A 24,268-nucleotide genomic window follows, 5' to 3' on the forward strand; every position below is an offset into this window, starting at 1 on the left:
AATACGCTATGACACAGACTCAACGCCTGGATGTCAGAGAGTTAATTAACCGTAATCCGCTGAGCCGCTTTCAAAAGTTGATTATATTTCTCGGCTTTTGCGTCATCGCTCTCGATGGTTTTGATATCGCGATCATGGGCTTTATCGCCCCGACGCTAAAGCTGGAGTGGGGGGTAAGCAACCACCAGCTGGGCCTGGTGATCAGCGCCGCGCTGATCGGTCTCGCGCTGGGGGCGATTTTCTCCGGCCCGCTCGCCGACTGGCTGGGGCGCAAGAAGATCATTATCAACAGCGTCTTTTTCTTCGGCTTCTGGACCATCGCCACCGCTTTCTCGCACAACGTAGAACAGATGATGTTCTTTCGCTTTATGACCGGGCTCGGGCTGGGCGCCGCGATGCCGAATATCGGGACACTGGTGTCGGAATACGCCCCGGAACGCCAGCGTTCATTTATTATTACCGTCATCTTTTGCGGCTTCACCTTCGGCGCGGCGGCGGGAGGATTTTCGGCATCGTGGCTGATCCCCCAGTTTGGCTGGCACTCGCTGATGGCGCTCGGCGGTATTCTGCCGCTGCTGTTTGCCCCCCTGCTTATCTGGCTGCTGCCGGAGTCGGTTCGTTTTCTGGTGATCAAACAAGCGCCAGCAGCGCGTATCCGGGCCATTCTTAACCGTCTCTATCCCGGACAAATCAGCGACAACGTGACGTTTATCCTGCCGGCGCAGCCAGCGGCCGGCAACGCAATGCGCATTGTGCTCTCCCGCCAGTACGGCTTCGGCTCGCTGATGCTATGGCTGGTCTACTTTATGGGGCTGTTCCTGGTCTATATCCTCGGCAGCTGGCTGCCAACGCTGGTTAAAGCGGTGGGAATGACCGTTAGCCAGGCGGCCATCATGACGGCGATCTACCAGGCGGGGGGTACCCTCGGCTCGCTGTTTGCCGGCTGGCTGATGGACAGGATCAACCCTCACCGTGCGCTGGGAACGATCTACGCCGTCGGCGGCCTGTTCACCATGGCGATGGGCTACGCCGCGGGCAGCTTTGCCCTGCTCTGTATGCTGGCGTTTATCAGCGGCGCCTGCCTGAACGGCGCCAATACGGGCATGAACGCCCTTTCCGCCCGTTACTATCCCACGCAGGCGCGGGCGACGGGCTCCAGCTGGATGCACGGCGTCGGGCGCATCGGCGCCATTCTCAGCGCCTTTGCCGGCGCCGAGATGACGGCGCTCAACCTGCCCTTCGAAAGCGTCTTTTTGCTCCTCGGTATCCCGGCGGCCCTCACCGTCGCAGGTCTGGCGGCGAAAAGCATCTTTGCGGCCGGTCAACCTCCCGCCACTTCATCAGCCCCCGCGTCTGTGCGCGGCGCGTCATAGCGGCATCTGCTCCCCCGGTGCAATCGGCGGATTGCACCGCGCTCGGCGGCTAAAAAGAAAATTTATTTCATATTTTTCAGCAACGAAAAATTCCCCACGACGGCGGGCCCTGCTCCGATAAATCACTCTCCTTTTTTCATCTTTGCCACGGCGGCGATGACAAACTTTCACTTATTCGATCCTCCTCTCAATATGAAAAATAAATTTCATATTTAAATTGAATCAGAACAAACATTTCCTTAACTTTAAATCAGTCTATCCGGATGCGCGTTGCCGCAGGCGTCGGCATTAAGCGCCTCAGAGTGCGAATTATTTCAAAAAGGAGAGCACCATGTTAAACGGCCTGAAACCCTTATCCCGCTCCCTGCGTTGGGGCATGGTCGGCGGCGGGGGAACCAGTCAGATCGGCTACAGCCACCGCTGTGCGGCGCTGCGTGACAATGTTTATACCCTGCTGGCCGGCGCGCTTGACGTCGATGCCGAGCGCGGGCGCGCGTTCGGTGAGCAGCTGGGCATCGCGCCGGAGCGCTGCTACGCCGACTACCAGACCCTGTTTCGTGAAGAGGCGCAGCGCCCTGACGGCATCGAGGTCGTCTCGGTCACTACCCCGAACAATACCCATTTCGCCATCACCAAAGCGGCGCTGGAGGCGGGCCTCCACGTCATCTGTGAAAAGCCCCTCTGCTTTACCGCCGAAGAGGCGCGCGAGCTGGTGGACCTGAGCAAAAAACAGAACAAAATCGTCGGCGTTACCTACGGCTATGCCGGCTATCAGATGATCCAGCAGGCACGGCAGATGATTGCCGATGGGCTGCTCGGCGAGATCCGCATCGTTAACATGCAGTTCGCCCACGGCTTTCATAACCAGGCCGTCGAGCTGCAGGCGGAATCCACCCGCTGGCGCGTGACGCCGAAGTTTGCCGGGCCCAGCTATGTGCTGGGGGATCTGGCCACTCATCCGCTGTTTGTCGCCGAAACCATGGCGCCGCAGCTCAATATCAAACGGCTGATGTGCTCCCGTCAGAGCTTTGTTCCCTCCCGCGCGCCGCTGGAAGATAACGCCTTTGTCCTGATGGAATATGACAACGGCGCGGTCGGCTCGATGTGGACCAGCGCGGTCAACAGCGGCGCCATGCACTCACAAAAAGTGCGTATCGTCGGCGAAAAAGCGAGCATCGAATGGTGGGACGAGCATCCTAACCAGCTCAGCTATGAGGTGCAGGGCGAGCCGGCGCGGATCCTGGAGCGCGGAATGCCCTACCTGTCACCGAACGCGCTGGCGGATGACCGCATCGGCGGCGGCCATCCGGAAGGGCTGTTCGAAGCCTGGGCCAACCTCTATCGCCGCTATGCGCAGGCGATTGACGCCACGGACCGTGACGATCGCGCCTTCCTGCAAGACTTCTGGTATCCGGATGTCGAAGCCGGGCTGCACGGCGTCTATTGGGTCGAGCAGTGCGTGAAATCGGCTGACGCAGGCAGCCAGTGGGTTGACTTTACTTTACCTTAATTTTCCCCCTCGCCAGTGGAGTCCCCCTCCACTGGTGTATTGATTTTTACCAACTTACCTCATCGCGCAACAGCCCCGTAATATCTGTTAAACAAACATTTATTTACGCTTCTTACCCCCCGCCGCTACACTAGGCGCAGTTTTTATATTGAGGTGGTAATGAACGATAACAAAATGACGCCAGGGGAACTGCGCGCGACCTGGGGTTTAGGGACCGTATTCTCCCTGCGCATGCTTGGCATGTTTATGGTCCTGCCGGTTCTGACCACGTATGGCATGGCATTGCAGGGCGCCAGTGAAGCGCTGATTGGCCTGGCGATCGGTATCTACGGCCTGGCGCAGGCAGTTTTTCAGATCCCCTTCGGATTGTTATCTGACCGTATTGGCCGTAAGCCGCTGATCGTCGGCGGCCTGCTTATTTTTGTACTCGGCAGCGTCATCGCCGCGCTCACCGACTCTATCTGGGGCATCATTCTTGGCCGCGCCCTGCAGGGCTCCGGCGCCATCGCCGCCGCGGTCATGGCATTGCTGTCCGATCTCACCCGCGAACAGAACCGCACCAAAGCGATGGCGTTTATCGGCGTCAGTTTCGGTGTGACTTTCGCCATCGCCATGGTGCTGGGGCCAATTGTCACTCACCAGCTGGGGCTGCACGCGCTATTCTGGATGATCGCCATCCTGGCGACCCTCGGCATCCTGCTCACCCTGTGGGTGGTGCCCAACAGCCATAACCACGTGCTCAACCGCGAATCGGGGATGGTGCAGGGCTGCTTTAGCAAGGTACTGGCGGAACCGCGCCTGCTAAAACTCAACTTTGGCATCATGTGTCTGCACATCATGCTGATGTCCACCTTTGTCGCGCTGCCCGGACAGCTCGAGGCCGCCGGCTTTCCGGCCGCCGAGCACTGGAAGATTTATCTGGTGACTATGGTTATCTCGTTCATCTCGGTGGTGCCGTTTATCATCTACGCCGAAGTGAAGCGCAAGATGAAGCGCGTCTTCCTGTTGTGTGTCGCCATCCTGCTGATTGCGGAAATTGTCCTCTGGGGCGCCGGGGGCTACTTCTGGGAGCTGGTGGCGGGCGTCCAGCTCTTCTTCCTGGCGTTTAATCTGCTGGAAGCGCTGCTGCCGTCCTTAATTAGTAAGGAGTCGCCGGCGGGCTACAAAGGCACCGCGATGGGCGTCTACTCCACCAGCCAGTTCCTCGGGGTAGCCATTGGCGGTGCGCTTGGCGGCTGGGTCGATGGGTTCTTTGATTCGCAGACCGTGTTTCTGCTGGGCGCCCTGCTGGCGATGCTGTGGCTGCTGGTGGCGAGTACCATGAGCGAGCCGCCCTACGTCAGCAGCCTGCGGGTGGAGGTACCGGACGGCGTGGTGGTCGATGATGCTCTGCAGGCGCGTCTGCTGAACGCCAGCGGGGTTCATCAGGCGCTGGTGGTGCCTGAGGAGCGCTCGGTGTATATCAAAATCGACAGCAAGGTCACCAACCGCTTCGAGATAGAGCAGCTCATCAAAGGGGTATAAAAAAAGCGGGGAATTCCCCGCTTTTTGCTGTTTGACGCCGCGTTAGTCGCGGAAGTTTTTGAACTGGAACGGCTGTCCCAGATCGCCGCCGCGCACCAGCGCCATCACCGACTGCAGATCGTCGCGGGACTTACCGGTCACGCGGATCTCTTCGCCCTGAATCTGCGCCTGCACTTTCAGCTTGCTGTCTTTGATCAGTTTGACGATCTTCTTCTGCACCGCGCTTTCAATGCCCTGCTTCAGCTTCGCTTCAATAAACCAGGTTTTACCGCTGTGCACGATATCTTCCGGCACGTCGAGGGAGGTGCCTTCAATACCGCGTTTGAGCAGCTTGGCGCGCAGGATATCCAGCAGCTGGTTCACCTGGAAGTCAGACTCACTCAGCACTTTAATGGTTTTGTTGGCGTCGTTTAATTCAAACGTGGCTTCAACGCCACGAAAATCAAAACGCGACTCGACTTCGCGGCTCGCGTTGTCCACCGCGTTACGGGCTTCCTGAAGATCAACTTCAGAGACAATATCGAAAGATGGCATCTTTTCCTCTCCTTCCGTTTCTTTTGCGTTGCATAATACCTGCAACGCGGCATAACTCAACTTGTTATCCCGGAAGCTTAGCTGATTACACAACGCTCGCGCTATTTTCCCCGCTGTGCCCGACGGTGCTGAAGCGCCCCCTGCCGTCCGGCGATGCGAAATGCGATGAGATATACTTGAGCCATCAGCGCCTGGGGTAGTGGCAGATGAGGAGGAAGAATGAAAGTAACCGTACTGGGATGCGGTGCTCTTGGACAATTATGGCTGACCGCGTTGTGCAAACAGGGACATGAAGTCCAGGGCTGGTTGCGCGTACCTCAGCCATTCTGTAGCGTTAATGTCATTGAAACCGATGGCTCGGTGTTCAACGAGTCGCTGACGGCCAACGACCCCGATTTTCTTGCCGGCAGCGAACTGCTGATTGTTACCTTAAAAGCCTGGCAGGTTTCGAACGCGGTGAAGCACCTGGCCGGGATCCTGCCGATCACCACACCGATAGTGCTGATGCATAACGGAATGGGCACCGTCGAAGAACTGCGCAGTGTGAAACAACCCTTGCTGCTGGCCTCTACCACCCAGGCGGCACGGCGCGACGGTAATGTTATCATCCACGTCGCCCAGGGCACGACCCATATCGGACCGGCGAAAAGCTATGGAGAGGACTACAGCTACCTCGCTGAAGTGCTACAGCGCGTGCTGCCGGACGTCGCCTGGCACAATAGCATTCACTCAGCCACCTGGCGCAAGCTGGCGGTTAACTGCGTCATTAACCCCCTGACCGCGCTTAAAGGATGTAAAAACGGCGATCTGCGCAACTATCCGCAGGAAGTTGCCGCGATTTGCCGCGAGGTGGCGGCGGTGATGGAGCGCGAAGGTATTCATACCTCGGCGGAAAACCTGCTATTTTATGTCGAACAGGTGATTGAAAGTACGGCAGAAAATATCTCATCCATGCTGCAGGACATCCGCGCCCAGCGGCACACGGAGATCGACTATATCACCGGTTTTCTGCTCAACCGCGCCCGCGCCCACGGCGTTGCCGTACCGGAAAACGCCCGCTTATTTGAATTGATCAAGCGTAAGGAGAATGAATATGAGCGCGTCGGCACTGATTTGCCTCGCCCCTGGTAGCGAAGAGACCGAAGCGGTCACCACTATCGATCTGCTGGTCCGCGGCGGAGTGAAGGTAAACACCGCCAGCGTCGCCAGCGACGGCGGCCTGACCATCGTCTGCTCGCGCGGCGTCAAACTGCTGGCGGATGCGCCGCTGGTCGAGGTGGCCGATGGTGATTTCGATATCATCGTCCTCCCGGGCGGCATCAAGGGCGCAGAGTGCTTCCGCGACAGCCCCCTATTGGTGGAAACCGTCCGACAGTTCCACCTCTCAGGCCGCATTGTGGCCGCCATCTGCGCCGCCCCGGCGACCGTGCTGGTGCCCCATCAGCTGTTCCCGATCGGTAACATGACCGGTTTTCCGGCGCTGAAGGAACATATCCCCGCCGATCAGTGGCAGGATAAACGGGTGGTCTGGGATCCACGGGTGAATCTGTTAACCAGCCAGGGACCGGGGACATCGATTGATTTCGCCCTGAAAATGATTGACCTGTTGGTGGGTCGCGAGAAAGCGTATGAGGTCGCCTCGCAGCTGGTGATGGCCGCCGGCATCTATAATTACTACGAAGCCTGATAGCCGGTCCGCGCCGCGGACTGGCTCCCCTTTTCCTGAGGAGTCGTAGCATGTCCCGTAGCGCAACCGATTCTCGCGATCTTGTCATCAGCCGTCAGCTCAGCGCGCCCGCCTCTGCCCTGTGGCGCGCGTGGGCCGATCCTGCCTTGCTCAAAATCTGGTGGTGCCCGAAGCCCTGGCAAATCGAGGTACTGGCCTTTGATTTTCGCTCTGGCGGCGCGTTTCACACGGTCATGTGACCTGGCGATGACCCTGCGCTAATGCGCTGGCCCGGGGATGACAAAAAGGCCTTCCATCGGGGAAGGCCTTTTTCAATATGGATGGCAACCCGTTACGGGCGATAAACTTTCACGTTGCTGAAGCCCTGCTCGCGCAGATAGAGCGCCTGCAGACGGCTCATCACCCCGCGCTCGCACCACAGCAGCCAGGTTTTGCTCTGATCGAGATCGCCAAATTTGGTGCTCAGCTTGTAGAACGGCAGCGAAACGACTTCAACGCCCTCGACCTTCAGCGGCTTGTCTTCCTGCTCGTCAATGGAGCGGATGTCGAGGATCGCGTCGTTAGCGCCAAAGCCGGTCACGGTTTCCACTTCAACCACGGCGGCTTCCGTCTGCTGGGCAATATCGCGAATGTCGATATTGCTCGCCTCTTCCACCACTTTATCGAGGATGCTGAAATCGAAGTGTTCTTCTTCCGCTTCAATCTTCGCCTTTACCGCCTTCACGGTCGGGCTCTTCGAGATCACGCCGCAGTATTCCGGCATGGTGCGGGCGAAATCTTCCGTGCCGATCTCACGCGCCAGGTCGATGATGTGCTCTTTATCGTGCGAAATCAGCGGGCGCAGGATCAGAGTATCGGAGACATTGTCGATCAGACGCAGGTTAGTGAGGGTCTGACTGGAAACCTGGCCCAGCGCTTCGCCGGTGACCAGCGCCTGCACGCCGTAGCGTTCCGCGACTTTTGACGCGGCGCGGACCATCATGCGCTTGAGCACGACGCCCATCTGACCGTCGTCCACTTTTTCGAGGATTTCGCCGACCACGGGCTCAAAGTTAATCGCCACAAAGCGAACACGGTGCGAGCTGCCGAAGCGGTTCCACAGGTAATGCGCGACCTGGCGAACGCCAATCTCATGGGCGGCGCCGCCAAGGTTAAAGAAGCAGTAGTGCACGCGGCAGCCGCGGCGCATCAGCATATAGCTGGAAACGCCGGAGTCAAAGCCGCCGGAGATCAGCGACAGCACATCTTCCTGGGTGCCGATCGGGAAGCCGCCGATGCCTTCATAGCGGCCTTTCACCAGCAGCAGGCGATCGTTTTCAATCTCGAGATTGACGGTGACGTCCGGGTCGGTCAGCTTCACGCGCGCCGTTTCAATATGCTGATTCAGACCGCCGCCGACGTAGCGTTCCACCTCAATTGAGGTGAATTCATGTTTGCCGCGACGCTTCACACGCACGCAGAAGGTTTTGCCTTCCAGCGCCTCGCGCCACAGCGGCAGCGTCTTTTCAAAAATATCGTGCAGCGAGGTGAACGGTACGTCTTCGACTTCCAGAATATGGTGGATGCCGGGGATACGGGTCAGCGCATCGCGAATAGCCGGGCGCTGATTTTCATCTTTCGCGCGAACTTCGATATGATCCCAATGACGGACGACGGCCAGCGTCTCGTCATAATTTTTGAGAACGTTACGAATGTTCCCGGTTAAGATTTTAATGAAGCGCAACCGCACAGATTGGCTTTTGATGGTGATTTCCGGGAACAATTTAATGATAAACTTCATGGCGACAATAGTTCGTTGGCAAGCCCGACGGGGCTATAAGCAAAAGTTGTAAAGCAGCGCACACCGGTGCCTGCATCCTGGGCGCGGAGTATATCACCATTGCGCGTTATTTGCTTACACGCGTGACTTCGTTACCATACCCGGTATTGCCGTCGCGACATAACAAGAGTCTACATTCACTATGCCAAAGAAAAATGAGGCCCCGGCCAGCTTTGAAACCGCTCTGGGCGAACTGGAGCAGATCGTTAACCGTCTGGAAAGCGGCGATTTGCCGTTAGAGGAAGCGCTAAGCGAATTTGAGCGCGGCGTACAGCTGGCGCGCCAGGGGCAAAGTCAGCTGCAGAAGGCCGAACAGCGCGTGCAGATCCTGCTGGCGGATAGTGAAGATTCCCCGACCACGCCTTTTACGCCGGACGCTGAATAAAATGGATTTCCCGCAACAATTGCAGGCCTGTGTGGAACAGGCTAATGGGGCATTGCGCCGTTTTATCGCGCCGCAGCCCTTTCAGAACACTCCGCTGGTGGAAGCGATGCATTATGGCGCACTCTTAGGCGGTAAACGCCTGCGCCCCTTCCTTGTCTATGCCACCGGCGCGATGTTCGGCGTCAGCCGCACCACGCTCGATGCCCCCGCCGCGGCGGTCGAATGTATTCATGCTTATTCCCTGATGCATGATGATTTGCCGGCGATGGATGATGACGATCTGCGTCGCGGACTGCCGACTTGTCATATTAAATTTGGCGAAGCCAACGCAATTCTTGCGGGAGATGCCCTGCAAACGCTGGCGTTCTCTATACTGAGTGATGCGCCGATGGCCGACGTCTCTGATCGGGACCGGCTGGCGATGGTCTCCGAACTGGCGCAGGCCAGCGGCGTGGCGGGTATGTGCGGCGGCCAGGCGCTGGATCTGGAGGCGGAAGGACAGCAGGTGGATCTGCAGGCGCTGGAGCGTATCCATCGCCACAAAACGGGGGCGTTGATCCGCGCCGCCGTCCGGATGGGGGCGCTGAGCGCCGGCGAACGCGGCCGCGCTGCCCTGCCCGCGCTGGATCGCTATGCGGAAAATATCGGTCTTGCCTTCCAGGTCCAGGATGACATTCTCGACGTGGTAGGGGATACTGCGACCCTTGGCAAACGTCAGGGTGCCGACCAGCAATTGGGTAAAAGCACCTATCCCGCCCTCCTGGGTCTTGAGCAAGCCCGGAAGAAAGCGCACGACCTGATCGCTGATGCCCGCCGGTCGTTAGATGAGCTGGCCGCACAATCTCTGGATACTTCGGCACTGGAAGCGCTCGCGAATTACATTATTCAGCGCGATAAATAAACAATAAATGAGTCTCTGATGAGTTTTGATATTGCCAAATACCCGACCCTGGCGCTGGTAGATTCCACCCAGGAGTTGCGCCTGTTGCCAAAAGAGAGCCTGCCGAAGCTGTGTGATGAGCTGCGGCGCTATCTGCTGGACAGCGTCAGCCGCTCCAGCGGTCACTTTGCCTCTGGCCTCGGCACGGTGGAACTGACCGTGGCGCTGCACTACGTGTATAACACGCCGTTCGATCGCCTGATCTGGGACGTCGGCCATCAGGCCTACCCGCATAAAATTCTGACCGGCCGCCGGGATAAAATCGGCACCATTCGCCAGAAAGGCGGCCTGCACCCCTTCCCGTGGCGCGGTGAAAGCGAGTATGACGTGCTGAGCGTCGGCCACTCCTCCACCTCCATTTCCGCCGGTATCGGGGTGGCTATCGCCGCCGCGAAAGAGGATAAGCAGCGGCGCGCGGTATGCGTGATTGGCGACGGGGCGATCACCGCCGGCATGGCGTTTGAGGCGATGAACCACGCCGGGGACATCAAACCCGACCTGCTGGTGGTGCTGAATGACAATGAAATGTCGATTTCCGAGAACGTTGGCGCGCTGAACAATCATCTGGCGCAGCTGCTCTCCGGTAAGCTCTACTCCACCCTGCGCGAAGGCGGCAAAAAGGTTTTCTCCGGCGTACCGCCGATTAAAGAACTGCTTAAGCGGACCGAAGAACATATCAAAGGCATGGTGGTGCCGGGAACGCTGTTTGAAGAGCTGGGCTTTAACTACATCGGGCCGGTGGATGGCCATGATGTGCTCGGTCTGGTCAGCACCCTGAAGAACATGCGCGACCTGAAAGGCCCGCAGTTCCTGCATATTATGACCAAAAAAGGCCGCGGCTATGAGCCCGCCGAGAAAGACCCCATCACTTTCCATGCGGTGCCGAAGTTCGACCATACCAGCGGCGTGCTGCCCAAAAGCAGCGGCGGTCTCCCCACCTACTCGAAAATCTTCGGCGACTGGCTGTGCGAAACCGCCGCCAAAGACAGCAAGCTGATGGCGATCACCCCGGCGATGCGCGAAGGCTCCGGGATGGTGGAATTTTCGAAAAAATTCCCCGATCAGTACTTTGACGTCGCCATCGCCGAGCAGCATGCGGTCACCTTCGCCGCCGGACTGGCAATTGGCGACTACAAGCCGGTAGTGGCCATCTACTCCACTTTCCTGCAGCGAGCCTACGATCAGGTGATCCACGATGTGGCTATCCAGAAGCTGCCGGTGCTGTTTGCTATCGACCGCGCCGGGATCGTCGGCGCAGACGGCCAGACGCATCAGGGGGCGTTCGATCTCTCCTTCCTGCGCTGTATTCCGGATATGGTGGTGATGACCCCGAGCGATGAAAATGAATGTCGCCAGATGCTGTACACCGGCTACCACTACAGCGAAGGGCCAAGCGCGGTGCGCTATCCGCGCGGCAGCGGCACTGGCGCGACGCTGGAACCGCTGGCGTCGCTGCCGATCGGCAAAGGGGTGGTGAAACGCCAGGGCGAGAAGATAGCGATCCTTAATTTCGGCACCCTGCTGCCGGAGGCCGCGGCGGTGGCGGACAAACTCAACGCGACCCTGGTGGATATGCGCTTTGTGAAGCCGCTGGATACCGCGCTGATCCTGCAGCTCGCCGGTGAGCATGACGTGCTGGTGACGCTGGAAGAGAACGCCATCATGGGCGGTGCCGGCAGCGGCGTGAACGAAGTGCTGATGGCTCATCGCCGGGCGGTACCGGTGCTCAATATTGGCCTGCCGGATTATTTTATTCCTCAGGGCACTCAGGAAGAGATCCGCGCCGATCTCGGCCTCGATGCCGCCGGTATTGAAGCCAAAATCCTCGACTGGCTGGCATAATTGCCCCACCTGCTCCTGCTATGCTTAAGGGATACCCTTGATGAATAGCAGGAGCGCACTATGCACTACATTCCCCTCGGTGATACGGCCTTACGTGTTTCCCGCCTCTGCCTCGGCTGTATGACCTTCGGCGAGCCGGACCGCGGCAGACACGCCTGGACGCTTCCGGAAGAGAGCAGCCGCCCGCTTATCCAGCACGCCATTGAAGGCGGCATCAACTTCTTCGATACCGCAAACAGCTACTCCGACGGCAGCAGCGAAGAGATCGTCGGTCGCGCCCTGCGCGACTTTGCCCGCCGCGACGAGGTGATTGTCGCCACCAAGGTGTATCACCAGGTCGGCGATCTGGCGGAAGGCCTTTCCCGGGCACAGATCCTGCGCTCTATTGATGACAGCCTGCGCCGTCTTGGCATGGACTATGTCGATCTGCTGCAGATCCATCGCTGGGACTACAGTACGCCAATTGAAGAGACGCTCGAAGCGCTGGACGAGGTGGTGAAAGCGGGCAAAGCCCGCTATATCGGCGCCTCGTCCATGCATGCCCGGCAGTTTGCCCAGGCGCTGGCGCTGCAGCAACAGAACGGTTGGGCGCGCTTCGTCACCATGCAGGATCACTACAATCTGATTTACCGGGAAGAAGAGAATGAAATGCTGCCGCTGTGTCAGCACAACGGCGTGGCGGTGATCCCGTGGAGCCCGCTGGCGCGCGGCAGGCTGACCCGCCCCTGGGGAGAGACCACTGCCCGGCTGGTCTCGGATGAGTTCGGCAAATCGCTTTACAGCACCAGCGAAGAAAACGACGCGCAGATCGCCGAGAATCTGGCGGATGTGGCGGAAGAACTCGACGCCAGCCGCGCCCAGGTCGCCCTCGCCTGGCTGTTAAGCAAACCCGGCGTGGCCGCGCCGATTATCGGCCCGTCGCGTCAGGAGCAGCTCGACGACCTGCTGCAGGCGGTGGATTTGACGCTTTCCCCGGAACAGATCGACAAGCTGGAGGCGCCGTATCAGCCGCATCCGGTGGTAGGATTTAAGTAACCGGTGGGGTTTCCCCGACAGCGTAGCGCTGCCGGGGAGAGGCGGTTAAAGCAGACCGATCGGCCAGTGATGGCCAATGACATACAGCACGCCGGCGGAGATCACGCCGGCGACGATATCGTCGACCATAATCCCCATTCCGCCGTGGATATTGCGGTCAAACCAGCGAATCGGCCACGGCTTCCACATATCGAAGATACGGAAAATCACGAAGCCGGCGGCCACCCACTGCCAGTCCAGCGTCGGCAGCGCCATCAGGGTGATCCACATCCCGACAAACTCGTCCCAGACGATACTGCCGTGGTCATGGGTGCCCATGTCTTTAGCCGTGCGGTGACAAAGATAAACCCCGATACAGATGCTCATCATCACGACCAGCGAGTACAGCTGCCAGGGAAGAAAGGTCATCAGATACCAGAACGGGATCGCCGCCAGGGACCCCATCGTCCCCGGAACCACCGGGCTTAAGCCGCTGCCAAAGCCAGTCGCCAGCAGATGCCACGGATTACGCATACTCAGGCGGCTGAGCGCCTCGTCTCGACTACGCAAAGTGATCGTATCCCTTTAAATCAAGCGCGACCGGCTTACCGTCGCGGATAAACTGCAGCCCTTCGCTCTCCGGCGCAATCTGTCCGATACAGGTAAAACGCGCGCCAAGATGGCCAAGGGCCACGTCCAGCGCCCCGCGGTTCAGCTCGGGGACGGTAAAGCACAGTTCGTAATCTTCCCCGCCGGCGAGCGCCCAGCGCAGCGCCTGCTCAGGCTCAACCTGGCGCAGCATCGCCTCGGAATACGGCATGGCATCGAGATCGATGCGCGCGCCGCAGCCGCTGGCTTTCAGAATATGCCCCAGATCGGAGATCAGGCCGTCGGAAAGATCGATCGCCGAGGTCGCCAGGTCGCGCAGCGCCTGGCCCTGGAGGATGCGCGGCATTGGACGCAGATGACGGGCCAGCAGGTAATCGGCGTCAGACGGTTCATCTACCGTCAGCCGGTTCTGCAACACCGCCAGGCCGGCGGCGCTGTCTCCCGGGGTGCCGGTGACATAGATCCAGTCGCCCGGCTTCGCGCCAGCGCGTTTCATGGCGCGTCCCGGCGGCACAAAGCCGTGGATACCCAGCGTCATCGAGAGCGGGCCACGGGTGGTATCGCCGCCAATCAGCTGCATATCGTAATAGTCCAGCTGGACAAACAGGCTGTCGCTGAAGGCTTCCAGCCAGGCTTCATCCACCGCCGGCAAAGTCAGCGCCAGCGTGAGCCACGCCGGCTCCGCGCCCATTGCCGCGAGGTCGCTCAGATTCACCGCCAGCGCTTTATAGGCGAGGTCGGCCGGGTCGATATCGGGTAAGAAGTGATTGCCCGCCACCAGGGTGTCGGTGCTGATTGCCAGCGTTTTTTTCTCAGGAATATTCAGAAGAGCGCAGTCATCGCCGATGCCGGTTTCAACATCAAGGCGGGCGCTTTTAACGCGATCAAAATAACGGGCAATCAGGGAGAATTCGCCGCATGCCATACGTTATGCCTCAGCAAAATAATAAATAAGGCCGGGTTGCGAGGCGACCCTCGCAAAACCCGGCCTGCAGTTTACTTCTTGTGGGGACGAATTACCGGAGCCGCTTTGTCCAGCACGCCGTTAACGAACTTGTGGCTATCTTCAGCGCCGAAGGTTTTCGCCAGTTCAATAGCTTCATTGATGGCCACTTTATACGGCACGTCATCACGTTTAGACAGCTCAAACAGCGCGATACGCAGCACCGCTTTTTCCACCTGGCCCAGCTCTTCCAGCTGACGGGACAGGTAGGGCTTCATCAGGCCGTCGAGGTACGCGCTGTTAGTCGCCACTCCGGACAGCAGTTCGCGGAAATACAGAACATCAACATCTTTTACGTCCTGTTCCGCCAGGAACTGGTATTCGACATCAGCGATGTCGTTCTGGGACAACTGCCAGGAGTAGAGCGCCTGAACGGCACACTCACGGGCGCGGCGACGAGCAGCAGGTTTCACGGAATTCCCCTTACAAAAATCAGGCCTTGATGGCTTTCAATACGTTAATCATTTCCAGCGCGGTCAGCGCAGCTTCTGCGCCTTTGTTACCGGCTTTGGTGCCAGCGCGCTCGATGGCTTGTTCAATACTTTCAGTGGTCAGAACACCAAAGGCTACCGGGATTTCACTGTCCTGGGCGACATGCGCCAGGCCATTGCTGGCACCGCCAGCCACATATTCAAAGTGGGCGGTACCGCCGCGAATCACCGTACCCAGCGCGATCACCGCGTCATATTTGCCGGTTTTCGCCAGTGCGCCAGCCGCCAGCGGCAGCTCATACGCGCCTGGAACCCAAACAACGGTGATGTTTTCATCTTTTACCTGACCAATGCGTTTCAGGGCGTCAATCGCACCTTCCAGCAGGCTGTCATTGATAAAGTTGTTGAAACGCGCAATGGTGATGGCGACGCGAGCGTCCGGGGTAGCAACGTTAGCTTCAATAATGTTCATACTCTTCCTTCGGGTTCATGTGCCCCGCAAGGGGGGCGGATTTTATCATATTATTCTGAGCGCTGCTTCCTAATAATCAGGAAAGCCTCACGCAGTGGTTAAATGCAGGCAGACATCCGGGCCAACCTGACGTATCTCATTGAATTTAAAATGGGGGACCTGGCTCAGTTTCTCAAGTCCCGGCAGCGCGCATAAACCGCGCGCATCACTGCCTAACAGTTTAGGCGCAATATAGACGATAAGCTCATCCACCAGACCGGCCTGAAGCAACGCCCCGGCCAGGGTGGCCCCCGCCTCCACCCAGACGCTGTTCATCTGCTGTTTGCCGAGCAGCATCATCAGCAGTACCAGATCGAGATGGCCGTTATGCTCCGGCACCAGCAGCGTGCGAACGTTTTCCGGCCACTGGCGCTCATCCGCGCGCAGGCGGGCAAACAGCGTTTCTCCCGCCTGCTGCACAATACGGTGCTCAGGCGTGACGCGGTTCTGGCTGTCGATGACGACGCGCAGCGGCTGGCGTAAATTCTCTTCAGGATAAAGCGCCTGGGTATCGGCGCTCAGCTCCTGCCAGCGCACGGTCAGCGCCGGATCGTCCGCCAGCACGGTGGCGCTGCTGGTGAGGATCGCATGGCTCTGGGCGCGCAGGCGCTGCACGTCGCGTCGCGCCTGCGGGGAGGTGATCCACTGGCTTTCACCGCTGGCCATCGCCGTGCGGCCGTCCAGCGAGGCGCCCATCTTCAGTTGGATCCACGGAAAACCGGTGCGCATCCGCTTCAGGAAGCCCTTATTCAGCGCTTCCGCTTCGTTCATCATCAGCCCATGGCTGACGTCAATACCGGCCTGCTGCAAACGATACAGACCGCGCCCCGCCACCTGCGGGTTCGGATCCTGCATCGCCGCGACCACGCGGCTGACGCCCGCGGCAATCAGCGCGTCACAGCACGGCGGCGTACGTCCGTGGTGGCTGCAGGGTTCAAGGGTGACGTAGGCGGTGGCGCCTCGCGCCTTTTCGCCCGCCATGCGTAGCGCGTGCACTTCGGCGTGCGGCTCACCGGCGCGATAGTGAAAGCCCTCGCCGACGATCTCGCCGTCTTTTACAATGACGCAGCCAACGTTGGGATTAGGATGAGTGGTAAAGCGTCCGCGCGCGGCGAGCTTCAGCGCACGCGCCATGTACATTTCGTCCTGCATGGCTTAGTCCTGTAAGCGGGCGATCTCTTCGCCGAATTCTTTGATGTCTTCGAAACTGCGATAGACTGACGCAAAGCGAATATAGGCGACTTTATCCAGCTTTTTCAGCTGCTCCATCACCAGGTTGCCGATCATTTTGCTGGCCACTTCGCGCTCGCCGGTGCCACGCAGATGGGTCTTGATATGGTTGACCGCCATTTCCACGTCATCGGCGCTGACCGGACGTTTCTCCAGCGCTTTCAGCATCCCGCTGCGCAGCTTGTCTTCATTGAAGGGCTCGCGCACATCGTTACTCTTCACCACCCGCGGCATCACCAGCTCGGCCACTTCGAAAGTGGTAAAGCGTTCATTACAGACCAGACACTGCCGACGGCGACGCACGGAAGAGCCTTCCCCCACCAGACGAGAGTCGATCACTTTGGTATCCACGGCGAAACAGAAAGGGCAATGCATAGCGCGTCCTGACAGGTAGTTAAACTGAAGGGTAGTTTACCGCGAAGTGACCTGACTACAAAGAAAGAGCTTTTGAGACAAAGGATCTATGGGAGATGAGGCTGCTTTGGCTACCATTAAGCATCTTCTGTTAACGGAATCCTGACCATGACAAGACGTTATCTGAAGCTCGCCATCGCGGGTAGTTTGTTCACCCTGACCGCCTGCGCCCAGCAAAGCGAAGTCCGCCAGATGCACCAGAGCGTGACCACGTTGAGCCAGGAGATGACCCAGCTCAATCAGCAAACCATCAAAATCACCCAGCAAAATGCGCTGAACGCCAAATCCACCCGCGGCGTTTATCTGCTGCCGGAGGCCAAAACCCCGGCGCGGCTGGAGAGCCAGATCGGCACCCTGCGCATGTCGGTGGGCAGCATTACGCCGGATGGCGACGGGTCACGCCTGACTTTACGCATTCAGGGTGAATCCAACGATCCGCTGCCGGCCTTTACCGCCACCGTCGCCTCCGGGCAGATCACTGGCACCACCCACAGCTATCAGGAAGTCAATGTTCAGGACCAGCTGATCAGCGCCCCGGCCAGCACCCTCGCCCCCAGCGATGTCGATATCCCGCTGCGCCTGAACGTGACCCCGGACAAAGTCGGTTTTATTCGCGTTCACGATATCCAGCCGGCCGCACAATAACCCTTCCCGCCGGGCACGCCCTGCCCGGCGGCTTTCATCCCCACCGGTTTTATCCACTTACAACTTTTCGCAAGAGTTCATTAGAAATCGTTCTGGACAGCGATTTTCAGTAGCATTTTGTCAAGAAATGCATAGAATCGTGAACGCAATCGATTACGCATGTTCTGGTTATGTGAAACAACACGTATTTTTGTGAGCAATGATTCCTATAATAGACCCCCACAGAAAGACGAAATATTTAGAAACGCTTCGGCACTTCTTTTAACGCCTTCAGGCTCAATTTAAACAGTGGCATTACTATGAAAAAAACATTACTGGCAGCGGGTGCGGTTGTGGCGCTCTCCACTTCTTTTACCGCGGGCGCGGCAGAAAACGACAAACCGCAATATCTGTCTGACTGGTGGCACCAGAGTGTTAACGTGGTAGGCAGCTACCACACCCGTTTTGGACCGCAGATCCGTAACGATACCTACCTGGAATACGAAGCGTTCGCCAAAAAAGACTGGTTTGATTTCTACGGCTACATCGATGCCCCGGTATTCTTCGGCGGCAACAGCACGGCAAAAGGTATCTGGAACAAAGGTTCCCCGCTGTTTATGGAGATCGAACCGCGTTTCTCTATCGATAAGCTGACCAATACCGATCTGAGCTTCGGGCCGTTCAAAGAGTGGTATTTCGCCAACAACTATATCTACGATATGGGCCGCAACGACTCCCAGGAGCAGAGCACCTGGTATATGGGTCTGGGTACCGATATTGATACCGGCCTGCCGATGAGCCTGTCGCTGAACATCTACGCCAAGTACCAGTGGCAGAACTACGGTGCGTCCAACGAAAACGAGTGGGACGGCTACCGTTTCAAAGTGAAATACTTTGTGCCGCTGACCGACCTGTGGGGCGGTTCGCTGAGCTATATCGGCTTCACCAACTTCGACTGGGGCTCTGACCTCGGCGATGACAACTTCTACGATCTGAACGGGAAGCACGCGCGCACCAGCAACTCTATCGCCTCCAGCCACATCCTGGCGCTGAACTACGCGCACTGGCACTACTCTATCGTCGCTCGTTACTTCCATAACGGCGGCCAGTGGGCTGACGATGCCAAGCTGAACTTCGGCGATGGCGATTTCAGCGTCCGCTCGACCGGCTGGGGTGGTTACTTCGTGGTTGGTTACAACTTCTAATTGCTGATACAGCAAGACAGCGCCCGGGCCACCCGGGCGTTTTTATTTCTCCCGCACCTCGCAGCGGACTTTGCGCAAAAAATCGTTTAATGAGCGTTCGGCGCACTCGCTGAATCGACGTTCGGTCGCCCTGACCGCCAGACAGCGGTCGAGGCGAAAGTTACGATAATCATTACGCAGCTCGCACCAGGCCACCAGCAGCCAGCGCTCCCCCCAGAAAAACAGCCCCAGCGGCAGCACGTCGCGCTCGGTCACCCGACCGGACTCATCCTGATAGCGCAGTGCCAGCACCTGCTGGCCGGAGACCGCCTGATGAATGACGTCAAAGAAGGTTTTGGCATAGCGATGGGCGCCGAGATCGGGGGCAAACAGGCGGGTCTGCTCCGCCTGGCGCCGGCGCGCCTCCGGGAGGATCGCCAGCATCTTCTCCTGGGCGGATTCCAGCGATTGCGACAGCGCCTCACCGCCCCAGGTTTTCAGCAGCCGAATCGCGGCGATCAGCGCTTCGGATTCTTTGGTGGTCAGCATCAGCGGCGGCAGATCGTAGCCCGCCAGTAGCCGGTAGCCGCTGCCCGCCTCGCCCTCCACCGGCACGCCGGAGAGGGAGAGATCGCGAATATCGCGATACACGGTGCGCTCCGACACGCCCAGCCGCTCCGCCAGCAGCGCGGCGGTAGTGAGCCGCCTGCCGCGCAGGATCTGCACAATCTGAAATAAACGGTCGGCGCGTCGGGTCATGTCTCACTTCACAAAAAATTCAGGTTAAGCTGGCTGGTGCAGGCCAACGCGGTTGCCCTCGCTGTCGGTAAACAGCGCGATGGTGCCAATATCATTCGGCAGCGTCAGCGGGCCGAAGACACAGGCCCCACCCGCCGAGGCAACGCGATCCAGCGTGGCGGCAAGATGGTCAGTATGCAGGTAAATAATAGCGCCCTGCGCCGAAGGCGCGATACCGTCGAATTTGGCCAGCGCGCCACCGGGGGCCGGATCCTGATGCGGGAACACCGCCAGCTCGGCGCAGTCCATGGTTTCGCGACGCAGCGTCACCTGCATCACCGGCTCATAAAACGCGACGGCGCGATCCATATCGGCGACCGGAATTTCAAACCAGTTAATCACGTTATTCATACTTCCTCCTGCTCGTTAGTGAGTTCAGAAGGAGTGTATGGGAGGGCTCCTGACAGCTTACTGTCAGCAGGTTTTATCGTGGACAAAAAAATCCCGGCCACCAGGGCCGGGATTGCTTTCTCTCAACTGAACCGGATTACGGCAGAATAGACGGCTGATCCGCCCCTTCTTTCTCGACCTTCTGCTGGATCAGATGCTCGCGCTTCATGCCCAGCTTCAACGCCAGCGCGGAGGCGACGTAGATAGAAGAAGCCGTACCGATGGAGACACCGATCAGCATGGTCAGCGAGAAGCCTTCCAGAATCGGGCCGCCGAACAGGAACAGCATCAGGATCACCATCAAAGTGGTACCAGAGGTGATCAAGGTACGGTGCAGCGTCTGGGTCAACGACACGTTAAAGATCTCGTACGGCGTACCGCGGCGGATCTTACGGAAGTTTTCACGGATACGGTCCGATACCACGATACTGTCGTTCAGCGAGTAGCCGATAACCGACATCAACGAGGCCACGATGGTCAGGTCGATCTCGATATGGAACAGCGACAGCACGCCCATAGTGATCACCACGTCGTGCGCCAGGGCGATAACCACCCCGGCCGCCAGACGCCATTCGAAGCGGAAGCCGACGTAGATCAGGATACAGACCAGCGCCGCAATCAGCGCCAGGGCGCCGGTTTGCGCGAGGTCCGCACCGACGCTTGGGCCGACAAACTCAATACGCTTCACCGCCGCGTTCTGACTGGTCGATTCGTTAATCACCGTCACGACCTTGCTGCCCAGCTCCTGGCTGCCGTTGGCGTCATGCACCGGCGGCATACGTACCATGATGTCGCGGCTGCTACCGAAGTTCTGCACCTGCGGCTCTTCAAAACCCGCTTTCTGCAGCGCATCACGCATCTGGTCCAGATCGACCGGTTTCTCAAGGGTAATTTCAATCACCGTACCGCCGGTGAAATCGAGACCCCAGTTAAACCCACGAACGCCGATGATGGCGATCGACACAATCAGCAGAAAACCTGAAATGCCGAAGGCCCAGTAGTCCCAGCGCATAAAGTCCCAGACTTTACGGCCGTGGTTCAATTGTTCAACAGTATATTCCTGTGCCACAACGCACTCCTCAGATAGACAGCTTTTTAACGCGCTTGCCGCCGTACAGCAGGTTCACGATGGCACGGGTGCCGACGATAGCGGTAAACATTGAGGTCGCGATACCGATACCGGTGGTAATCGCAAACCCTTTAATGGCACCGGTACCGACGGCGTACAGGATGATCACTTTGATAAGCGTCGTCACGTTGGCGTCGAAGATCGAACTGAACGCGCCGCGATAACCTTCGTCAATCGCCTGCTGAACGGTACGCCCGTTGCTCAGTTCTTCTTTGATACGCTCGTTGATCAGTACGTTAGCATCGACCGCCACCGCAAGGGTTAACACGATACCCGCGATGCCCGGCATGGTCAGCGTCGCCCCCGGGATCAGGGACATAATGCCGACAATCAGCACCAGGTTGGCAATCAGCGCCGAAGTCGCGATCAGACCGAACTTCTTATAGAAGAGGATCATGAACAGGATAGAGACCACCAGACCGGCCAGACAGGCTTCCAGACCCTGCTTGATGTTCTGCATCCCCAGGGTTGGGCCGATAGTCCGCTCTTCGACGATCTGAATCGGCGCAATCAGCGCGCCGGCACGCAGCAGCAGCGACAGCTGGCGCGCCTCGGTCGGGTTGCTGATACCGGTAATACGGAAGCTGTTACCCAGACGCGACTGGATGTTGGCGATGTTAATCACCTCTTCCTCTTTCGCCAGGATAGCGCGACCGTTGGCATCTTTCTTACCGCTGTCTTTATACTCCACGAACAGGGTCGCCATCGGTTTACCGATGTTGTCCTTGGTGAAGTTAGACATGATGTTCCCGCCCGCACTGTCCAGCGAGATGTTAACCTGCGGCTGGTTGTACTCATCCATGCTGGAGGTGGAGTCGGTGATATGGTCACCGGTCAGGATCACGCGTTTGTACAGCACCACCGGCTGGCCTTCACGCGTCTGCTTCACTTCCGAGTCGCCCGGTACGCGGCCAGAGGCGGCAGCGGACTGGTCCACGTTAGTATTGACCAGACGGAACTCGAGGGTCGCGGTCGCGCCAAGGATCTCCTTCGCCCGCGCGGTATCCTGGATACCCGGCAGCTCAACCACGATGCGGTCAGCGCCCTGACGCTGAACCAGCGGCTCGGCGACGCCCAGCTGGTTAACACGGTTACGCAGGATATTAATGTTCTGCTGAACCGCATACTCACGGGCTTCTTTCAGGCGCTCATCGGTCATCACCGCTTTCAGGCTGTTGTCACCCTGAGAGGAGATAACCAGATCGCGATGGCGAGGGCTGAGATAAGAGATAGCCTGGTCGCGCGCCGCGCTGTCGCGGAAGACGATGCTCAGACCGTAGTTGTCTTCTTTACGCACGGTCGCGTAAGGAATGCCTTTGTCGCGCAGTTCGCTGCGCAGGCTATCGATGTTCTGTTCCTGCAGTTTGCCTAACGCGGTGTCCATATCCACTTCCATCAGGAAGTGCACGCCGCCGCGCAGATCAAGACCCAGCTTCATTGGCTCGGCATAGAGTGCCGCCAGCCAGCGTGGGGTTGCCGGAGCAAGGTTTAGCGCCACGACGTATTTGTCACCCAGCACGGTAAGCAGCGCTTCACGCGCACGCAGCTGGGTATCAGTGGTGTCGAAGCGCGCAAGAATAGCGCCCTCTTCCAGAGCCACAGACTTCGCGGTTATTTTTTCTTCTTGTAAAGTTTTCTGGACCTGGATCAGCGTTTGCTCACTGGCGGCGACGCCGCGCGCGCCAGTGATTTGAACAGCCGGATCCTCACCATACAGGTTGGGAAGCGCATAGATCAGGCCGACGACAATGACGACGACCAGCATGACGTACTTCCACAAAGGATAACGGTTTAACACGGCAGTTCCCTTTGGGAAAAGTTAGATTACAGCGCCTTCATGGTGCCTTTCGGCAGAACGGCAGCAACGAAGTCACGTTTGATAACCACTTCAGTGGTATCGTTCAGCGCGATAGCAATGTAGCCAGTTTCCGCTACTTTGGTCACGCGACCGACCAGACCGCCGTTGGTCAGCACTTCATCGCCTTTGGCGATGGAGTTCATCAGGTTCTTGTGTTCCTTGGTGCGCTTCTGCTGTGGACGCAGGATCATGAAGTAAAAAATCAGACCGAACACCACCAGCATCAGAATCAGAGACATCGGGCTGCCCTGCGCCGGTGCACCCGTTGCCGCTACCGCATCAGAAATAAAAAAGCTCATTGAAATTCCCTCATTATTAAAATTAATCAACGTTCAAAGGAGGCACGGTGCGCCCCTGACGTTGGTAAAAATCGGTCACGAAGCTCTCTAATTTACCCTCTTCGATAGCCTTGCGTAAACCAGCCATTAAACGCTGATAGTAGCGCAGGTTATGAATGGTATTGAGACGCGCGCCCAATATTTCGTTGCAACGATCGAGGTGATGCAAGTAAGCGCGTGAATAATTGCGACATGTATAGCAATCACACTCGGCGTCCAGCGGTGCGGTATCGCTTTTGTGCTTCGCGTTGCGGATTTTCACCACGCCGTCGGTGACGAACAGGTGGCCGTTACGCGCGTTGCGCGTCGGCATGACGCAGTCGAACATATCGATACCGCGACGTACCCCTTCCACCAGATCTTCCGGCTTCCCGACGCCCATCAGGTATCGTGGTTTATCGGCCGGGATCTGCGGGCAGACGTGCTCCAGAATGCGATGCATGTCTTCCTTCGGCTCACCGACCGCCAAACCGCCGACAGCGTAGCCATCAAAGCCAATCTCTACCAGACCTTTCACCGAGATATCGCGTAAATCTTCGTAAACGCTACCCTGAATAATGCCGAACAGCGCGTTTTTATTGCCGAGGCTATCGAAACGGTCGCGGCTGCGCTTCGCCCAGCGCAGAGACATTTCCATCGAACGCTTGGCGTAGTCCCAGTCCGCCGGGTACGGCGTACATTCGTCGAAGATCATCACGATGTCGGAACCGAGATCGTATTGAATCTCCATCGATTTTTCCGGATCGAGGAAAATAGGATCGCCGTTGATCGGGTTGCGGAAATGGACGCCCTGCTCGGTGATCTTACGGATATCGCCAAGGCTGAACACCTGGAAGCCGCCGGAGTCGGTCAGGATCGGTCCTTTCCACTGCATAAAATCGTGCAGATCGCCATGCAGCTTCATGATCTCCTGACCCGGGCGCAGCCACAGGTGGAAGGTGTTGCCGAGAATAATCTGCGCGCCGGTGGCTTCCACCTCTTCCGGCGTCATCCCTTTGACGGTGCCGTAGGTGCCAACGGGCATAAAGGCCGGTGTTTCCACCACGCCGCGCTCAAACACCAGGCGACCGCGGCGGGCGCGACCGTCGGTGGTATCCAGTTCAAATTTCATTCTTGCTCCT

Annotated in this window: 25 protein-coding genes and 1 pseudogene; 12 read left to right on the forward strand and 14 right to left on the reverse strand. The window is 58.2% G+C overall.

All coding sequences use genetic code 11. The annotated features are described in order from the left end of the window. Positions 1 to 8 precede the first annotated feature (8 nt). The 3 genes from ACKLKD_RS19200 to ACKLKD_RS19210 all read left to right on the forward strand — a co-directional run bounded on the left by ACKLKD_RS19200 (position 9) and on the right by ACKLKD_RS19210 (position 4,407). On the forward strand, positions 9 to 1,373 hold the full coding sequence (locus tag ACKLKD_RS19200; protein WP_025710648.1) for an MFS transporter: 1,365 nt from the start codon (positions 9 to 11) through the stop codon (positions 1,371 to 1,373). 331 nt (positions 1,374 to 1,704) lie between these two features. Beyond that, positions 1,705 to 2,883, forward strand: coding sequence for a Gfo/Idh/MocA family protein (locus tag ACKLKD_RS19205; protein ID WP_004191717.1), 1,179 nt, complete (start codon positions 1,705 to 1,707; stop codon positions 2,881 to 2,883). A gap of 159 nt (positions 2,884 to 3,042) precedes the next feature. Beyond that, entirely contained in the window at positions 3,043 to 4,407 is a 1,365-nt protein-coding gene (locus ACKLKD_RS19210; protein ID WP_025710647.1) for an MFS transporter, read from the forward strand. 42 nt (positions 4,408 to 4,449) lie between these two features. On the opposite strand, the gene ACKLKD_RS19215 is transcribed toward ACKLKD_RS19210, so the two are convergent. Then, the gene (locus ACKLKD_RS19215) at positions 4,450 to 4,941 is read right to left on the reverse strand and encodes a YajQ family cyclic di-GMP-binding protein (protein ID WP_025710646.1); all 492 of its coding nucleotides are present in this window, start codon (positions 4,939 to 4,941) and stop codon (positions 4,450 to 4,452) included. Positions 4,942 to 5,160: 219 nt separating this feature from the next. Here ACKLKD_RS19215 and panE point away from each other — a divergent pair, with 219 nt between their 5' ends. The 3 genes and pseudogenes from panE to ACKLKD_RS19230 form a co-directional block, all read left to right on the forward strand. Then, complete coding sequence (gene panE, locus ACKLKD_RS19220) at positions 5,161 to 6,072, forward strand: 2-dehydropantoate 2-reductase (RefSeq protein WP_080897009.1); 912 nt, start codon at positions 5,161 to 5,163, stop codon at positions 6,070 to 6,072. Beyond that, positions 6,035 to 6,628, forward strand: coding sequence for a protein deglycase YajL (gene yajL / locus ACKLKD_RS19225; RefSeq protein WP_080897010.1), 594 nt, complete (start codon positions 6,035 to 6,037; stop codon positions 6,626 to 6,628). Before panE ends, yajL begins: the two co-directional genes overlap by 38 nt. A 50-nt stretch (positions 6,629 to 6,678) precedes the next feature. Continuing rightward, positions 6,679 to 6,864, forward strand: a pseudogene (locus tag ACKLKD_RS19230) (SRPBCC domain-containing protein); the annotation flags it as partial. A gap of 95 nt (positions 6,865 to 6,959) precedes the next feature. Here ACKLKD_RS19230 and thiI read toward each other — a convergent pair. Continuing rightward, positions 6,960 to 8,408, reverse strand: a complete 1,449-nt coding sequence (gene thiI, locus ACKLKD_RS19235) for a tRNA uracil 4-sulfurtransferase ThiI (RefSeq protein ID WP_008805382.1) — start codon at positions 8,406 to 8,408, stop codon at positions 6,960 to 6,962. A gap of 181 nt (positions 8,409 to 8,589) precedes the next feature. Between thiI and xseB the strand changes: the two genes are divergently transcribed. From xseB to ACKLKD_RS19255, 4 genes are read left to right on the forward strand one after another with little or no spacing between them, the layout of a single operon-like run. Beyond that, positions 8,590 to 8,832: an exodeoxyribonuclease VII small subunit gene (xseB, locus tag ACKLKD_RS19240; protein ID WP_002891398.1), complete on the forward strand. Its 243-nt coding sequence runs from the start codon at positions 8,590 to 8,592 to the stop codon at positions 8,830 to 8,832. Position 8,833: 1 nt separating this feature from the next. Then, positions 8,834 to 9,733, forward strand: coding sequence for a (2E,6E)-farnesyl diphosphate synthase (ispA, locus tag ACKLKD_RS19245; RefSeq protein ID WP_008805381.1), 900 nt, complete (start codon positions 8,834 to 8,836; stop codon positions 9,731 to 9,733). An 18-nt stretch (positions 9,734 to 9,751) separates the two neighbouring features. Then, positions 9,752 to 11,614: a 1-deoxy-D-xylulose-5-phosphate synthase gene (gene dxs / locus ACKLKD_RS19250; protein ID WP_025710643.1), complete on the forward strand. Its 1,863-nt coding sequence runs from the start codon at positions 9,752 to 9,754 to the stop codon at positions 11,612 to 11,614. Between the two features lie 60 nt (positions 11,615 to 11,674). Beyond that, a complete protein-coding gene (locus ACKLKD_RS19255; protein ID WP_025710642.1) occupies positions 11,675 to 12,649 on the forward strand; it encodes an aldo/keto reductase in 975 nt (324 codons plus the stop codon). A gap of 45 nt (positions 12,650 to 12,694) precedes the next feature. On the opposite strand, the gene pgpA is transcribed toward ACKLKD_RS19255, so the two are convergent. The 6 genes from pgpA to nrdR form a co-directional block, all read right to left on the reverse strand. Further along, positions 12,695 to 13,198, reverse strand: coding sequence for a phosphatidylglycerophosphatase A (gene pgpA / locus ACKLKD_RS19260; protein ID WP_004177266.1), 504 nt, complete (start codon positions 13,196 to 13,198; stop codon positions 12,695 to 12,697). Continuing rightward, positions 13,191 to 14,162 (reverse strand): thiamine-phosphate kinase, encoded by a 972-nt coding sequence (gene thiL / locus ACKLKD_RS19265; RefSeq protein ID WP_025710641.1) that lies wholly within the window; start codon positions 14,160 to 14,162, stop codon positions 13,191 to 13,193. The genes pgpA and thiL overlap by 8 nt, the downstream gene beginning before the upstream one ends. Before the next feature lie 71 nt (positions 14,163 to 14,233). Continuing rightward, positions 14,234 to 14,653, reverse strand: a complete 420-nt coding sequence (nusB, locus tag ACKLKD_RS19270) for a transcription antitermination factor NusB (protein WP_004204833.1) — start codon at positions 14,651 to 14,653, stop codon at positions 14,234 to 14,236. A 19-nt stretch (positions 14,654 to 14,672) separates the two neighbouring features. After that, the gene (gene ribE / locus ACKLKD_RS19275) at positions 14,673 to 15,143 is read right to left on the reverse strand and encodes a 6,7-dimethyl-8-ribityllumazine synthase (protein WP_001021161.1); all 471 of its coding nucleotides are present in this window, start codon (positions 15,141 to 15,143) and stop codon (positions 14,673 to 14,675) included. Positions 15,144 to 15,230: 87 nt separating this feature from the next. Then, entirely contained in the window at positions 15,231 to 16,334 is a 1,104-nt protein-coding gene (gene ribD, locus ACKLKD_RS19280; RefSeq protein WP_025710640.1) for a bifunctional diaminohydroxyphosphoribosylaminopyrimidine deaminase/5-amino-6-(5-phosphoribosylamino)uracil reductase RibD, read from the reverse strand. Between the two features lie 3 nt (positions 16,335 to 16,337). Then, complete coding sequence (gene nrdR / locus ACKLKD_RS19285) at positions 16,338 to 16,787, reverse strand: transcriptional regulator NrdR (RefSeq protein WP_002890417.1); 450 nt, start codon at positions 16,785 to 16,787, stop codon at positions 16,338 to 16,340. A 147-nt stretch (positions 16,788 to 16,934) separates the two neighbouring features. Between nrdR and ACKLKD_RS19290 the strand changes: the two genes are divergently transcribed. Further along, on the forward strand, positions 16,935 to 17,471 hold the full coding sequence (locus ACKLKD_RS19290; RefSeq protein ID WP_025710639.1) for a DUF3251 domain-containing protein: 537 nt from the start codon (positions 16,935 to 16,937) through the stop codon (positions 17,469 to 17,471). A gap of 299 nt (positions 17,472 to 17,770) precedes the next feature. Further along, positions 17,771 to 18,655, forward strand: a complete 885-nt coding sequence (locus tag ACKLKD_RS19295) for a nucleoside-specific channel-forming protein Tsx (RefSeq protein ID WP_025710638.1) — start codon at positions 17,771 to 17,773, stop codon at positions 18,653 to 18,655. A gap of 42 nt (positions 18,656 to 18,697) precedes the next feature. On the opposite strand, the gene ACKLKD_RS19300 is transcribed toward ACKLKD_RS19295, so the two are convergent. The 6 genes from ACKLKD_RS19300 to tgt all read right to left on the reverse strand — a co-directional run bounded on the left by ACKLKD_RS19300 (position 18,698) and on the right by tgt (position 24,258). Next, the gene (locus ACKLKD_RS19300; RefSeq protein ID WP_025710637.1) at positions 18,698 to 19,393 is read right to left on the reverse strand and encodes a helix-turn-helix transcriptional regulator; all 696 of its coding nucleotides are present in this window, start codon (positions 19,391 to 19,393) and stop codon (positions 18,698 to 18,700) included. Positions 19,394 to 19,417: 24 nt separating this feature from the next. Further along, positions 19,418 to 19,783 carry a VOC family protein gene (locus ACKLKD_RS19305; protein WP_025710636.1) on the reverse strand — a complete coding sequence of 122 codons (366 nt, stop codon included), beginning with the start codon at positions 19,781 to 19,783 and terminating at the stop codon, positions 19,418 to 19,420. A 136-nt stretch (positions 19,784 to 19,919) separates the two neighbouring features. Further along, on the reverse strand, positions 19,920 to 20,891 hold the full coding sequence (secF, locus tag ACKLKD_RS19310; protein ID WP_025710635.1) for a protein translocase subunit SecF: 972 nt from the start codon (positions 20,889 to 20,891) through the stop codon (positions 19,920 to 19,922). Between the two features lie 10 nt (positions 20,892 to 20,901). Beyond that, on the reverse strand, positions 20,902 to 22,749 hold the full coding sequence (gene secD, locus ACKLKD_RS19315; protein WP_042929004.1) for a protein translocase subunit SecD: 1,848 nt from the start codon (positions 22,747 to 22,749) through the stop codon (positions 20,902 to 20,904). Between the two features lie 26 nt (positions 22,750 to 22,775). Next, positions 22,776 to 23,108 (reverse strand): preprotein translocase subunit YajC, encoded by a 333-nt coding sequence (gene yajC, locus ACKLKD_RS19320; protein WP_002890398.1) that lies wholly within the window; start codon positions 23,106 to 23,108, stop codon positions 22,776 to 22,778. Positions 23,109 to 23,130: 22 nt separating this feature from the next. After that, positions 23,131 to 24,258: a tRNA guanosine(34) transglycosylase Tgt gene (tgt, locus tag ACKLKD_RS19325; protein WP_002890395.1), complete on the reverse strand. Its 1,128-nt coding sequence runs from the start codon at positions 24,256 to 24,258 to the stop codon at positions 23,131 to 23,133. Positions 24,259 to 24,268: the final 10 nt, after the last annotated feature.

Source organism: Klebsiella sp. 10982, from assembly GCF_048589245.1.
GTDB classification, from domain to species: domain Bacteria; phylum Pseudomonadota; class Gammaproteobacteria; order Enterobacterales; family Enterobacteriaceae; genus Klebsiella; species Klebsiella quasivariicola.

Excerpts from the sequence above, each read along its gene's own strand:
- xseB (WP_002891398.1), top strand. The coding sequence starts at position 8,590 with ATGCCAAAGAAAAATGAGGCCCCGGCCAGCTTTGAAACCGCTCTGGGC.
- yajC (WP_002890398.1), bottom strand. The coding sequence starts at position 23,108 with ATGAGCTTTTTTATTTCTGATGCGGTAGCGGCAACGGGTGCACCGGCG.
- thiL (WP_025710641.1), bottom strand. The coding sequence starts at position 14,162 with ATGGCATGCGGCGAATTCTCCCTGATTGCCCGTTATTTTGATCGCGTT.
- ribD (WP_025710640.1), bottom strand. The coding sequence starts at position 16,334 with ATGCAGGACGAAATGTACATGGCGCGTGCGCTGAAGCTCGCCGCGCGC.
- ACKLKD_RS19255 (WP_025710642.1), top strand. The coding sequence starts at position 11,675 with ATGCACTACATTCCCCTCGGTGATACGGCCTTACGTGTTTCCCGCCTC.
- ACKLKD_RS19215 (WP_025710646.1), bottom strand. The coding sequence starts at position 4,941 with ATGCCATCTTTCGATATTGTCTCTGAAGTTGATCTTCAGGAAGCCCGT.
- ACKLKD_RS19295 (WP_025710638.1), top strand. The coding sequence starts at position 17,771 with ATGAAAAAAACATTACTGGCAGCGGGTGCGGTTGTGGCGCTCTCCACT.
- yajL (WP_080897010.1), top strand. The coding sequence starts at position 6,035 with ATGAGCGCGTCGGCACTGATTTGCCTCGCCCCTGGTAGCGAAGAGACC.
- tgt (WP_002890395.1), bottom strand. The coding sequence starts at position 24,258 with ATGAAATTTGAACTGGATACCACCGACGGTCGCGCCCGCCGCGGTCGC.
- ispA (WP_008805381.1), top strand. The coding sequence starts at position 8,834 with ATGGATTTCCCGCAACAATTGCAGGCCTGTGTGGAACAGGCTAATGGG.
- ACKLKD_RS19210 (WP_025710647.1), top strand. The coding sequence starts at position 3,043 with ATGAACGATAACAAAATGACGCCAGGGGAACTGCGCGCGACCTGGGGT.
- ACKLKD_RS19205 (WP_004191717.1), top strand. The coding sequence starts at position 1,705 with ATGTTAAACGGCCTGAAACCCTTATCCCGCTCCCTGCGTTGGGGCATG.
- panE (WP_080897009.1), top strand. The coding sequence starts at position 5,161 with ATGAAAGTAACCGTACTGGGATGCGGTGCTCTTGGACAATTATGGCTG.
- ACKLKD_RS19300 (WP_025710637.1), bottom strand. The coding sequence starts at position 19,393 with ATGACCCGACGCGCCGACCGTTTATTTCAGATTGTGCAGATCCTGCGC.
- thiI (WP_008805382.1), bottom strand. The coding sequence starts at position 8,408 with ATGAAGTTTATCATTAAATTGTTCCCGGAAATCACCATCAAAAGCCAA.
- ribE (WP_001021161.1), bottom strand. The coding sequence starts at position 15,143 with ATGAACATTATTGAAGCTAACGTTGCTACCCCGGACGCTCGCGTCGCC.
- ACKLKD_RS19200 (WP_025710648.1), top strand. The coding sequence starts at position 9 with ATGACACAGACTCAACGCCTGGATGTCAGAGAGTTAATTAACCGTAAT.
- ACKLKD_RS19305 (WP_025710636.1), bottom strand. The coding sequence starts at position 19,783 with ATGAATAACGTGATTAACTGGTTTGAAATTCCGGTCGCCGATATGGAT.
- nrdR (WP_002890417.1), bottom strand. The coding sequence starts at position 16,787 with ATGCATTGCCCTTTCTGTTTCGCCGTGGATACCAAAGTGATCGACTCT.
- dxs (WP_025710643.1), top strand. The coding sequence starts at position 9,752 with ATGAGTTTTGATATTGCCAAATACCCGACCCTGGCGCTGGTAGATTCC.
- ACKLKD_RS19290 (WP_025710639.1), top strand. The coding sequence starts at position 16,935 with ATGACAAGACGTTATCTGAAGCTCGCCATCGCGGGTAGTTTGTTCACC.